Genomic DNA, 13,822 nt, shown 5'->3' with positions numbered 1-13,822 from the left:
AAATCAACCTTAAAGAAGAATCTTTTCTACAAATTTACACAATCAAACATACATAAAAGTCAATAAAAGTAGTAGGAGATTTTGCTTCGACACCAAAGCAGTAGTTGATTACCACACTGTATTACAATCCCCATTGAGGACGACACGCGCTATTGTTGATGTGTTTTATTTTATATGGTACCGTTTTCGCTAACTTAAAACCGAATGATTTTTATTGTTTACACGTGTTCGTGCATTTTACAACTAAAATTATTCGTTCAACGTGATTTATAAAAGGATTCTATTTGGTTTTACGTTAATCATTTTGTTGTCTTTTCTGCACCGATGGAGAATAGATATGATTACTATTTCTCATGTAGCATATGCGATTTTAAAACGTTATGGGAAAATGAATATTAATCGCTTACAATTACTTTCTTACTATTGCCAAGCTTATAACCTAGCATCCACTAATTCTCCTTTGTTCTATAACAATTTTCAGGCTTGGCGCAACGGTCCAGTATGCCTAGATTTATTTAAGATGCACAGAATTAATGATGTTTTTATAGAATGTAAAGATATTGTTCTAGGACCTTATGAACTTAAAAATCATCTTACTTATTCTAATTTACTCACTATCTATAACGTTTGCGACGCTTTAATTGATTTTAGTATTGAAGAACTAGAAAATCGCGCCCGCAGTGAGATGCCATGGATTGATGCACGCAGAGGGATATTACCAAATAAGGCTAATGAAGTAGAAATATCTAAGAAAATTATTCATGATTATTACGTAAAACATCCAGTAATTAATACGAATTCACGAACAACACGAAGCAAAGAATTTAGAAAAGATGATGAAGAACTACAAAAAGACATACAAGATATAATTTCTGAACAAATTGAAAAATTTAATCAATATAATCAAGATGAAAAAGTTAGAAGAATAAGACGGGCTGAAAAAATTTTAAGAGAAAAATTAAGCATATTGAATGGGCTTAAAAATAATAAAATTTATTTTGATGAAAACATTGTTCGTATTACAGCACGACATTTTGTTGACTACATAAACAATGATATTAATGATAAAAATAAAAATAAATAAGTGGTATAGGTCAAAACATACGGCGCAAATAAGTATGCATAGGAAAATCAAAAAGCTCTAGATCTTATACCTAGAGCTTTTGCTCTGATTATTTCCGTCTGTTGTATGTGCTATATCACATATCGTACATACTTGTGTGCAAGCGGTAAACAACGCCCACTGTTCTATGCTAAAGGCGTTGAAAACATTGGGATTTGCTACAAAAAACGCCACTGTTTGAGCAGTGGCGTTATTGCGTTTGTGGAGCCGCGGGGAATTGAACCCCGGTCCGGAAACCGTACCCTCGGTCTTCTACGTGCGTAGCCTGCTGGCCATTCGGCAGTTTTTCTGCCCCCATGTTATCGCAGACAATTCATGGCGAGCATATCTACAGTAAAAGTCCCTGAACTACCCTGCAGCTCGGCAATTCAAGCAAGTCTTCTAATGACGTTTAGCACCACTCCGAAGACGTGAGTGGGTAAACGGAGCAGCTGCTCACTGGTTAATCCTGGCGCGAAGCTCAGGCAGCAAGAGCGAACTCAGTGCGATTAGATTTAGCACTTATTCTTTTGCGAAAGGACGTTTACGAGTGGACTTTCGCATTCTCGGCACGCTTCCCCGCGGCGAACAGATCACCGTCGAAACCGATCGACCCCTTTTGATTTATCAAACTATCAATTAGATACTGGCATAAAGCCAGAATAATCATTATAAATAAACGTTTTAACAGAGTCAACCTGTTTTAGAATATTGATTTATTTCAGAATCACTTAAAGCTCAACTAAAGCTCACCTAAAGATTTATTCCAGAATCACTTACCTTTAGTCTCACCTGTTTTAACACCATCACTATTGCCTTTGGCAAGCTTCTTCGATTTTTCAACAAATCTTCTATTAACAACAAACGTACAAATTGACGCAACAAACACGCAAATAAATATTGTAACGTTTCTAGCTCTAGCATTTCCAAGACTTTTTACAGCATTAACATGAAGAGCAACAGCAGATTCCGCATCAACAGTGGTCTTTACTTTTCCGCCACTAACGCTCACAGTTTTAGTACAATCTTTAGACTCATAAACATTGCAATATTCACCATCTGGCAAGTCAGTCTTATAACTCACTTTTTGCGGCTCTTCCGTATTATTAATCGCAAGAAAACCCTTGTTTCCTCGGCTAAATGCAACGTTATTATCGTCATCATCTTGCCAATTAGTAACCTTAGTGCCCCTAACGGCGTTGTAGAACCCAATCATTCCGCGAATCGAAGTTAGCCTTTGCGTGCATTGCCACTTAGAATCCTTTGCACAACTCACATCAGGAATTGAAGTTTGCGTAGCTCCAGGTGCTCCCTCATCTCGTTTTGTAAACTCATAACCAGAAAACACATTTGGAGTTCCATATGGATACGCCAACATAAACGTGTTTGCAAGCTCGTATTTTTTACCATCTTTATACGTCAAAACTCTGCTTGCATTATCTCGCTCAGTATCCCAATTTGTAACGAAAATCGCAGCTTTTTTGCTTGGAATTAACTTATCTGTGATATGTTTAAGATTCTCAATAGACCCATAAAAATAGTTTCTAAGCCTATAAGAGTACTCAAATTCATTCACTTCACCAGTTTGCAAATATTGGTCTGGCTGAATTCTAGGGTCTTGCTCAGAAAACCCTATTGTTTCTTGCATCCACCAAATCTTATCTGGCGTTGTTCCAGCAGCCTCTGCAGCTGCATCTTTTATGCCCTTTACATCTTGCGGAGACATGTGTTTTGCAGCATCAACTCTAAACCCATCAACTCCAAGCTTTAGCATATGCGCAAAGTACTCTCCCAAAGTTTTTTGCACATGAGGATTAGAAGTGTCCAAATCCAATAGTCCAACAAGTCGATGCGTCCAAACGATTTCTGCTTTTCGATACGTGTTGATATTTTCTGTTGACTTATGAAAATCGTCTTTTGTATATCCAGCATCTGGGAACGATTGATTTGCAGCATCATACTTGCTTCCACCAACGCCAACAGTGTCTTTGTTTGCAAAACCAGTTGTGTGGTTTATTACCGCATCTGCAATAATTCCAATACCTGAAGCTTTGCACGTTGTAATCATCTTTTTAAACTCGTCTTCTGTGCCAAGTTTTGAATTTAGCTTATAGCTTACAGGTTGATAGCTTGTCCACCATTGGTCACCTTTAATATGATCTTGCGGAGGTGATACTTGTACGTACTTTACGCCTTCTGGGCCGTACGTTTTTTTGCATTCCTTAGCTATACTTCTCCAATTTTGTTGGAACGCTGTTACGATTACACCTTTTTGTGTAGTTTTTTGAGATGATTTTGCACCCTCATCTGCAATCGCTGGGCTGCTTGCGACTACTGCTCCCGCCAAAATCATAGCGACGCAAGATGTTATAGCCGCAACTCTTGCCAACACAAACTTTAACTTTACAAGCGCCTTTTTATTGAAGCTCGTAAATACTTCTATGCCGTGGATCATCATTGTTCCTTCCTGCAAGAATTGCGGCTTTGCTTTGTTCTTACTTTATTCTTTTTAGAGCTAGATTCTACCTCACTATATTAGAACCATCTATTCCCACTCGATTGTGGCAGGCGGCTTAGATGTAACATCAAGCACAACGCGATTAATCTGGCGACATTCGTTTGTGATTCGAGTAGAAATCTTTGCCAATACATCGTAAGGAACTCGCGACCAATCAGCAGTCATAGCATCCTCAGAACTTACTGGTCGAAGCACAATTGGAGATCCATATGTGCGCTCGTCTCCTTGAACTCCAACAGAGTGAACATCTGCCAAAAGAACAACTGGGCATTGCCAAATATCGCGATCTAATCCAGCTGCCGAAAGCTCTTCGCGCGCAATCGCATCTGCTTCTCTAAGAACAGCTAAACGCTCGCGAGTAATCTCGCCAACAATGCGAATTCCCAATCCTGGGCCTGGGAACGGCTGGCGCCACACAATAGCGTCTGGAAGCCCAAGCTCCGTACCAATTGCGCGAACCTCATCCTTAAACAAAGTGCGTAAAGGCTCAATAAGCTTAAACTTTAAGTCCTTTGGCAAGCCGCCAACATTGTGATGCGACTTAATGTTTGCAGCACCATCTCCGCCACCAGATTCCACAACATCTGGGTAAAGTGTGCCTTGTACAAGGAACTTAACTTCTGCTCCAGATTTTCCAGCTTCTTCAATAACTTGGCGCTGTGCTTTTTCAAATGTGCGAATAAACTTTTCGCCAATAATCTTGCGCTTGCGCTCTGGCTCGCTCACGCCTTTAAGCGCATCTAAAAAGTCATCTTCTGCATCCACTGCAATAAGCTTGATTCCAGTGGCCTCAACAAAATCGTGCTTCACTTGCTCAACTTCGCCTTTACGGAGAAGGCCATGGTCTACAAAAACGCAAGTGAGCTGATCTCCGATTGCTTTATGTACCAGTGCTGCTGCAACTGCGGAATCGACTCCTCCAGAAAGTCCGCAAATAACTTGTGCATCTCCAACTTCAGCGCGAATCTTTGCAACCTGATCTTCTATAATATTCGAAGGATTCCAATCATTTTCCAATCCTGCACACTCGTGCAAAAATGTGGAAATCAGCTTTTGACCTAAAGGCGTATGCTTGACTTCTGGATGCCATTGCACTCCGTAAAGCTTGCGACTTTTGTCTTGCATAGCTGCAACTGGAGCGCCTTGAGTGTGAGCAAGCACCTCGAATCCTTCTGGCGCGCTCTTAACTGCCACTCCGTGACTCATCCAAGTATTTTGATCTAATGGAGAATTAGCAAGCAATCCTTCTGCTTCATCAATGGTTGCATGCGTTTTTCCATATTCACCCAATGCAGCTTTGTCTACGACTCCGCCAAGCTCGTGAGCCATAACTTGGAATCCGTAGCAAATTCCGAGCACTGGAACTCCTGCTTCAAAAATCTTTGTGTCAATTTTTGGCGCTCCTGGTTCATAAACAGAAGCAGGCCCGCCAGAGAGAATTATGGCTTTTGGATCTTTTGCCAGCATTTCTTCTACTGGCATAGAGTGCGGAACAAGCTCCGAATAAACGTTTGCTTCCCTCACTCTTCTAGCGATTAGCTGGGCATATTGGGCACCGAAGTCAACTACAAGTACCGGACCTTTTGCCATGATTCTCCTTATTTACACGCTTCTTATATATTCCTTATTTATCACTTTATTTTTTGCAAATGTTTTAAAGGTGATATTTAAGGCTGATTCATTTTATACTAATGGCGCTTTGCGACGTTGCAGCGCTTCGAAACGCCGTGACTTATCTAGTTTTAAAACCAATCAAGCTTTATATAGCAATAAAGTGAACATAAAACATAACATAAATGATAATTTTAAGAAAATTTTTGCGAACACTTTAACACATTTTTTCAACAAAATCGCACGTAGTGAGTAATCAAACGCACAAAAGTCAAAAGCTGTTACTATACTGAGAATGATGGAAAAAGAGGCTAATACATTCGTTTTTCAGCCTCTATAACCAAATGGTAATGATTAAAATTGCACTGAAAAGTGCTTGAGTACAGGAGTACACATGACGAGTCCTGTTATTGGCACCCCTTGGAAGAAGCTAAATGCTCCAGTTTCTGAGGCGGCCATCGAAGGCGTAGACAAGTATTGGCGCGTAGCAAACTATCTCGCAATCGGTCAGATTTATCTTCGCAGCAACCCTCTAATGAAGGAGCCATTTACTCGCGAAGATGTTAAGCATCGTCTGGTAGGTCACTGGGGCACTACTCCAGGCCTTAACTTCCTTATTGGACACATCAACCGCTTTATCGCTGATCACCAGCAGAATACTGTAATCATCATGGGTCCAGGCCACGGCGGCCCAGCTGGTACTGCTCAGTCCTACCTCGACGGCACATACACTGAATATTATCCAAAGATCACTAAGGACGAAGCTGGCTTACAGAAGTTCTTCCGTCAGTTCTCTTACCCAGGCGGTATTCCTTCTCACTTCGCTCCTGAAACACCAGGTTCCATCCACGAAGGTGGTGAGCTTGGTTATGCACTTTCTCACGCTTACGGCGCTGTTATGAACAACCCAAGCTTGTTCGTTCCAGCAATCGTCGGCGATGGCGAAGCTGAAACTGGTCCTTTGGCCACTGGTTGGCAGTCCAACAAGCTTGTGAACCCACGTACCGACGGTATCGTGCTTCCAATCTTGCACTTGAACGGTTATAAGATTGCTAACCCAACTATTCTTTCCCGTATTTCTGACGAAGAGCTTCATGAGTTCTTCCACGGCATGGGTTACGAACCATACGAGTTCGTTGCTGGCTTCGACGATGAGGATCATCTTTCCATCCACCGTCGCTTCGCTGACATGTTCGAAACCATCTTCGATGAGATTTGCGATATTAAGGCTGAAGCTCAGACTAACGATGTAACTCGTCCTTACTACCCAATGATCATCTTCCGCACTCCAAAGGGTTGGACCTGCCCGAAGTTCATCGACGGCAAGAAGACCGAAGGCTCTTGGCGTGCACACCAGGTGCCACTGGCATCTGCTCGCGATACCGAAGCTCACTTCGAGGTTTTGAAGAACTGGATGAAGTCCTACAAGCCTGAAGAGCTCTTCGACGAAAAGGGTGCTGTTAAGGAAGACGTTCTTTCCTTCATGCCAAAGGGCGAACTCCGTATTGGTGAAAATCCAAACGCCAACGGTGGTCGTATTCGTGAAGATTTGAAGCTTCCAAAGCTTGAGGATTACGAAGTCAAGGAAGTTAAGGAATTCGGTCACGGCTGGGGTCAGCTCGAAGCTACCCGTCGTCTTGGCGTTTACACTCGCGACATCATCAAGAACAACCCAGATTCCTTCCGTATCTTCGGCCCAGATGAGACCGCTTCCAACCGTTTGCAGGCTGCTTACGAAGTAACCAACAAGCAGTGGGATGCTGGCTACCTTTCTGGCTTAGTCGATGAGCACATGGCTGTTACCGGCCAGGTCACCGAACAGCTTTCCGAGCACCAGATGGAAGGCTTCCTCGAGGGCTACTTGCTCACTGGTCGTCACGGCATCTGGAGCTCTTATGAGTCCTTCGTACACGTCATCGATTCCATGTTGAACCAGCACGCAAAGTGGCTTGAAGCTACCGTTCGTGAGATTCCATGGCGTAAGCCAATCTCCTCTGTGAACTTGTTGGTATCCTCTCACGTGTGGCGTCAGGATCACAACGGCTTCTCACATCAGGATCCAGGCGTAACTTCCGTGCTCTTGAACAAGACCTTCAACAACGATCACGTAATTGGAATCTACTTCCCAGTAGATTCCAACATGTTGCTTGCTGTTGCTGAAAAGGCTTACAAGTCCACCAACATGATTAACGCCATCTTCGCTGGTAAGCAGCCAGCTGCTACTTGGTTGACTCTCGACGAAGCTCGCGAAGAGCTCGAGAAGGGTGCTGCTGAGTGGAAGTGGGCTTCCAACGCTAAGAACAATGACGAAGTTCAGGTTGTTCTCGCTGGTGTTGGCGATGTTCCACAGCAGGAATTGATGGCAGCTGCCGACAAGTTGAACAAGCTTGGCGTTAAGTTCAAGGTTGTTAACGTTGTTGACTTGCTCAAGTTGCAGTCCGCTAAGGAAAACAACGAAGCTTTGACTGACGAAGAGTTCACTGATCTCTTCACTGCTGACAAGCCAGTCCTCTTCGCTTATCACTCCTACGCACATGACGTTCGCGGCTTGATTTACGATCGTCCAAACCACGACAACTTCAACGTTCATGGCTACAAGGAGCAGGGCTCCACCACCACGCCATACGATATGGTTCGCGTTAACGACATGGATCGTTACGAGCTTACTGCTGAAGCATTGCGCATGGTTGACGCCGCTAAGTATGCCGACGAAATCAAGAAGCTCGAGGACTTCCGCCTCGAAGCCTTCCAGTATGCAGTCGACAAGGGTCTTGATCACCCAGACTACACCGATTGGGTATGGCCAGGCGTTAAGACCGACAAGCCAGGCGCTGTCACCGCTACTGCTGCAACCGCTGGCGATAACGAGTAGTTTTAAGCTATCAATGCTAAAATTGCTTAGTTGATTTTTAGGGAGTCAATCGAAAGGTTGGCTCCCTAAAAAATTAATAAAAAATATGCAAAAAATTAAAAAATCAGCTTGTTGTTCCGCAAATAGCTCTAGAATAACTAGAGGATTCTTCGTTTGATATGTAAATTTTTCAACGTTGAAATACGAAGAATAGTAAAACGAAAATGCAATGCAAAATAGAATAAACACAGACGCATCAAAGGAGAAAAGTCGTGTCGTTAGTTAACGTAACTATTATCAGCGCAGATTGCGCACAAAGTCGCAATGTCGTAGCACTAGGAGTTACAAAAGCTCTTTCAAGTCATTATCCAACAACTGTTTTTAGACCATCCGCAAAGCATGATGACGCGTTTACAAGCGAATTAATAGCATCAAGTAATACAAAACCGACTCTAGAACAAGTGATCGCAGCATGCCCATGCGCAGTTCGTAAAAACAAAGACACACTAAGAGGAGACATTGTAGCTCACTTCAACGAGCTGATTAGCGTGACGAACGCTCAAGGATGCGTTATTGTAGCAAGCGATTCTACTTCTGTATTTGATCCAGATTTATTCCGATTTGATGCAAGTGTGGCAGCCGACTTAGCTTCTCCAGTGTTCCTAAGCATTTGCGCAGAAGGCAGAGATAGCAAGCAAATCTTGCAAACAATCGAAGCACAATGTGCAAGCGTTAGCAAAGAATACACAAAAGTATTCGGCGTATTTGTAACTGATTGCAAAGAAGACTTAGCAAAAGAAGTAAAAGAAAACTACGCTCAAAACAATAATGGCACTCCACTTTGGACTTTGCCTTCTATAAGCGAATCAGAATCAGATAAATTCAACGACTATGTAGCAGATGAAGAGATTATTAGCGCTTTGAAACAGCCATTTAATGCACCTACTACCCCGTACGCCTTCCAATACAGCTTGCTTGGAAAAGCTAAAGCAAATAAGAAAACAATTGTGCTTCCAGAAGGCGAAGAAGACCGCATTCTAAAAGCAGCTGACTATTTGCTAGAACGAGACATTGTAAACCTTATTATTGTTGGAGAACGCGAATCTATTCTTGCAAGAGGACAAGAGCTTGGATTAAAGTCTCTTAGCAAAGCAAGCTTCCAGTCTATGAGCGACGAAGAGGTTCTTAGCAAAATGATTAGCAAGCTTTGCGAATTGCGCGCAAAGAAAGGCATGACCGAAGAGCAAGCTAGAGAACAGCTTAAAGACGCAAGCTACTTTGGCACAATGCTAGTAGTACTTGGATTAGCAGACGGACTTGTTTCTGGCTCTGTTAACTCAACAGCAAACACTGTGCGCCCTGCTCTTCAAGTTATTAAAACTAAGCCTGGATCTAAGCTTGTTTCTGGCGCATTCATTATGTGCTTTAAGGATCATGTAGCAGTATTTGCTGATTGTGCTATTAATCTGAACCCAGACGCTGAACAATTGGCTGACATTGCTCTTCAATCTGCACAAACCGCTAAAGCTTTCGGATTAGATCCTAAAGTTGGAATGCTATCTTATTCCACTCTTGGATCTGGAAAAGGCCCAGACGTTGATTTAGTTGAGGAAGCTACAAGGCTTGTAAAAGAAAAAGACCCAGATTTGAAAGTTGTTGGATCTATTCAATTTGACGCTGCATGGTCTGAAACTGTTGCTGCGTCCAAAGCTAAAGGAAATGATGTAGCAGGTCACGTAAATGTGTTTGTGTTCCCAGATTTATGCGCTGGAAACATTGGATATAAGGCTGTTCAGCGTTCTAGCGGCGCTTTAGCTGTTGGACCAATCCTACAAGGATTAAACAAGCCTGTTAACGACTTGTCTAGAGGAGCGTTGGTTCAAGATATTATTAACACTGTTGCTCTTACAGCATTGGAAGCACAATTCTAACAATAAATAACAAATTTAATAAATAGGTAAGTTCCTGCAGAGATTCTGACTAATAAAACCTACTCATTGTAGGAACTTACCTGTACACTTAAACGTGGCAATTTACTAGCCTTATCAACACTTTATGGAGGATTCCCTCATGGCAAAAACCGTTCTTGTTATCAATTCTGGTTCTAGTTCGATTAAATACCAGCTCGTCGATTTGGAAAGCGGCGAAGGTATTGCATCTGGTATTGTAGAAAAAATTGGCGAGCCAGTTGACGGACACTACAAGCACGTATTCAATGGCGAAAAGCATGAGTTTGACGAGCCAGTGCATGATCACGAGCAAGGCTTAAAGCGCGTACTCGGCTTCTTCGAGGAATATGGTCCAAATCTTTCCAAGTCTGGAATCGTAGCTGTTGGACACCGCGTTGTTCAGGGTGGCTTAACATTCCCTAAGCCTGCATTAGTAAACAAAAAGACCATTAATAAGGTGAAGGATTTGGCTGTTTTGGCTCCACTTCACAACGGTCCTGAGGCTGTTGGCGCTGAAGTCATGACTGAACTTTTGCCAGATGTTCCACAAATTATGGTGTTCGATTCTTCGTTCTTCCACGATTTGCCACAAGTTGCTGCAACTTACGCATTAAACAAAGATATTGCAAACCAGTACCACATTCGTCGCTATGGCGCTCACGGCACTTCCCACGAATACATTGGCTCTGTAGTTCCAAGCGTTGTTGGAAAGCCTGCAGAAGGCTTAAAGCAGATTGTTTTGCACATTGGTAATGGCGCTTCTGCTTCCGCTCAGATTTCTGGCAAGCCAGTTGAAACTTCTATGGGCTTAACGCCTCTCGAAGGTTTAATGATGGGCGGCCGCACTGGAGATATTGACCCAGCTGTAGTGTTCCACCTTATTCGCAACGCTCACATGAACGTAGACGAGCTTGATACGCTCTTCAACAAGCGTTCTGGCATGATGGGTATGACTGGCCACGGCGATTTGCGAGACATTCACAAGCTAATTGCAGAAGGCGACGAAGACGCTAAGCTTGCTCTCGGCGTGTACGTTCACCGCATTGTTGGCTATATTGGCAACTACACTGCTCAAATGGGCGGCGTGGACGTAATCACATTCACCGCTGGCGTTGGCGAAAACGACGAGATTGTTCGCGCTCTTGTGTGCGAAAAGCTTGCTCCATTCGGCGTTAAGCTCGATAAAGAGAAGAACTTGGTTCGTTCTAAGGAGCCACGCATTATTTCCACTCCAGATAGCTCTGTAATTATTGCTGTAATCCCAACTAACGAAGAGTTGGCAATCGCTCGAAAGTCTGCACAAATTGCAGAAGATGGAGTCGATTCTTACGGCAACAAGTTTGAACGCTAAATCGTAGTATAAAACAACGTAACGTAAAAACGTAACACATAAATAATCCCGGGTTAAAAAAACTCGGGATTATTTGTTATTTAAGCATATTATTTAAGCTCACTATTTAGGCTCACTCTTTAAGCATGTTATTCCACATTGTTGGAAAATCAGGAAGCGTTTTGCGCGTAGTGGCAATATTTTTTACGCTTATATTAGATATACGAAGCCCTAACATTGCCGCAAAAGTTGCCATGCGATGATCCGCATAAGTCTCCATCACTTCCCCATGCATATTTTTGCTAGGAATAATACGAATTCCATCATCTAGCTCTTCTGCGCCTATTCCAACGCGATTTAGTTCCGTAACTATTGCACTCAAGCGGTTTGTTTCGTGGCCTCTTAGATGCGCAATACCGCGTAACTCGCTTACACTGTCTGCAAACGCAAGAATCGCAGCAATACTTGGCGCAACCTCGCCAGCAGCAGCCAAATCAAGCGACTTAATAGCACGAATTTTTCCGCTACCAGTTACGCACAATGTTGAAGAATCTGATCTAGAATGCTCAAAAACAATTTTTGCGCCCATTTGCTCAAGAATCCCAGGCAACAACCCCCCAGGCTGAGTTGTTTTAAGCGGCCAATTAGGGATTTTAACGCATCCGCCAGCAATCAACGCTGCTCCAATAAAAGGCGCCGCGTTAGAAAGATCTGGCTCTACAACAACTTCATGCGGCAAAGTCAAATCATGCTCTTTAACACGCCATACTCCACTTTCTGGCATATCTACCACTCCGCCAGCTTTGCGCACATCTTCCATTGTCATTTGAATATGCGGCATACTAGGCAATTTGCTTCCAATATGCTCGATTTGTAGCCCTCCTGGAACACGAGATGCAATTAGCAGAAGTGCAGATATAAATTGAGACGATGACGAAGAGTCGATACGAATAACGCGATTATTGCAAGAATTTTGCGCGTCATTTATACCATATGATTCAAGATTTTTAGGCGGAATAACGCTAAATGGTAAGAATCCGACTTTTCCGTGATATACGATTTTTGCGCCCAATTGTTCCAATCCATCTAGAACAGGCTTCATTGGACGAGCATATGCTTGCTCATCTCCATCAAATTTCACACAATTATTCGCAAACAGCGCTAAAGCCGTTACAAAACGCATAACCGTTCCAGCTAAGCCGCAATTAACAACCGCACAATCATCTACACTAAAAACGCCATTTTTGGGCGGAATAACGCAAATTGTTGTACCATCGCAGCTTAGCGAATCGCATTTAACTCCAAATACGCTTAGCGCGTTAATCATAAGTTCTGTATCTCTTGATCGCAACAATCCTTTTAGAACAACTGGCTTTTTACCGAGAGCTGCCAAAATCAAATAACGATTAGACAATGATTTGCTTCCAGGAATATTCACTGTTGCATTCAAAGGCATATTGCAGGATGGAGCTTGCCAAACATCATCATGATTATAAGAATTCATTATTCCGCTCATATTATGAATACTATCTATAAATATGTACGCATTGTAATTTTCACAATGCTTTACATATGAATAAACGCATTATGCCAATATCCTGTTTGTATTGAAGCATATAAAGCAATAGCAGGAACAGCAATGCAAATTACATAAAATATCCAATCGTATGCTGTTAACTTCGATTTTCGTGCTGGAGCGCGTTTAATACTACTGCCAAAAGCCCTAGCTTCCATAGCTGTAGCAAGTTTCGTACCTCTGCGAATAGATAACACGAGCAAACCAAAAGATTGCGAAAGCATGCGCTGTAACGCTTTACCATCCGATATACCACGAGACCTGCGAGCTAAACCAAAAGCACGCCAATCATTTTGCAATAGACTAAACATTCTCAATCCGGCTAATGCTCCGTACACAAATCGTGGAGAAAAATGCAAAATCTGCACTAATCCATCTGCTAAATCAGTTGGATCTAATCCAATGGCTAATATAACGCCTGGAACTGCTACAGATGCAACACGAACAAACGTACAAATTGCCAAATACAATGATCCTTGGCTTATATGCATCCAGCCAAACTTAAATATATCATCTCCAGAACTTTGGCCATATAAAAGCACAGATATAAAGCTACCAGAAGCAGCAATCCAAACTGGCCAAGTATGGCGTAAAACATACCAAGGAGTTACTCCAGCAATTGCAAATAACAGTATATCTAAACCAAATGCAATAGAAGCAGAAACAATATCTAATGTAACAAACATAGGCAAGCAAAGTAATAACGCTCCAATAAAACGACTTATTGGATTAAGCTTACGAATAAACCAAGAAGGCGAAACTAGTCGTTCACTTTCTAAACGTTTAGAAGACGCTGTTACATCAATATGCGAAACTTTTAATAAACTTTCAAAGTCTTTAACTTTAATACTAGACGATTCTTCTGCACTACTAGTTTTATTCACT

The 13,822-nt window shown here is 42.4% G+C and carries 8 protein-coding genes and 1 other RNA gene; 4 read left to right on the top strand and 5 right to left on the bottom strand.

The annotated features are described in order from the left end of the window. Positions 1-337 precede the first annotated feature (337 nt). Positions 338-1,084: a Panacea domain-containing protein gene (locus tag HXT19_RS02165; protein WP_004112525.1), complete on the top strand. Its 747-nt coding sequence runs from the start codon at positions 338-340 to the stop codon at positions 1,082-1,084. A 238-nt stretch (positions 1,085-1,322) separates the two neighbouring features. Here the strand turns inward: HXT19_RS02165 and ssrA are convergent. From ssrA to guaA, 3 genes are all read right to left on the bottom strand, one after another. Next, positions 1,323-1,719, bottom strand: a transfer-messenger RNA (tmRNA) gene (gene ssrA, locus HXT19_RS02160). A gap of 155 nt (positions 1,720-1,874) precedes the next feature. Continuing rightward, on the bottom strand, positions 1,875-3,557 hold the full coding sequence (locus tag HXT19_RS02155) for an alpha-amylase (protein ID WP_014554681.1): 1,683 nt from the start codon (positions 3,555-3,557) through the stop codon (positions 1,875-1,877). 90 nt (positions 3,558-3,647) lie between these two features. Further along, positions 3,648-5,210, bottom strand: a complete 1,563-nt coding sequence (guaA, locus tag HXT19_RS02150) for a glutamine-hydrolyzing GMP synthase (RefSeq protein WP_004112523.1) — start codon at positions 5,208-5,210, stop codon at positions 3,648-3,650. Between the two features lie 415 nt (positions 5,211-5,625). Between guaA and HXT19_RS02145 the strand changes: the two genes are divergently transcribed. The 3 genes from HXT19_RS02145 (at position 5,626) to HXT19_RS02135 (ending at position 11,382) form a co-directional block, all read left to right on the top strand. Continuing rightward, complete coding sequence (locus tag HXT19_RS02145) at positions 5,626-8,103, top strand: phosphoketolase (RefSeq protein ID WP_004112522.1); 2,478 nt, start codon at positions 5,626-5,628, stop codon at positions 8,101-8,103. Between the two features lie 251 nt (positions 8,104-8,354). Continuing rightward, positions 8,355-10,013 (top strand): phosphate acetyltransferase, encoded by a 1,659-nt coding sequence (gene pta / locus HXT19_RS02140; protein WP_075038544.1) that lies wholly within the window; start codon positions 8,355-8,357, stop codon positions 10,011-10,013. A gap of 139 nt (positions 10,014-10,152) precedes the next feature. After that, positions 10,153-11,382, top strand: a complete 1,230-nt coding sequence (locus HXT19_RS02135) for an acetate/propionate family kinase (protein ID WP_004115525.1) — start codon at positions 10,153-10,155, stop codon at positions 11,380-11,382. Positions 11,383-11,494: 112 nt separating this feature from the next. Here HXT19_RS02135 and aroA read toward each other — a convergent pair whose 3' ends face one another. Further along, entirely contained in the window at positions 11,495-12,877 is a 1,383-nt protein-coding gene (aroA, locus tag HXT19_RS02130; protein ID WP_415697108.1) for a 3-phosphoshikimate 1-carboxyvinyltransferase, read from the bottom strand. A 50-nt stretch (positions 12,878-12,927) separates the two neighbouring features. Continuing rightward, positions 12,928-13,821, bottom strand: a complete 894-nt coding sequence (locus tag HXT19_RS02125) for an energy-coupling factor transporter transmembrane component T family protein (protein WP_004121849.1) — start codon at positions 13,819-13,821, stop codon at positions 12,928-12,930. Position 13,822: the final 1 nt, after the last annotated feature.

The sequence above is a fragment of the Gardnerella sp. DNF00038 genome, from assembly GCF_049262855.1.
GTDB lineage: Bacteria > Actinomycetota > Actinomycetes > Actinomycetales > Bifidobacteriaceae > Bifidobacterium > Bifidobacterium vaginale.
This window is presented reverse-complemented; position numbering and strand designations above follow the sequence as displayed.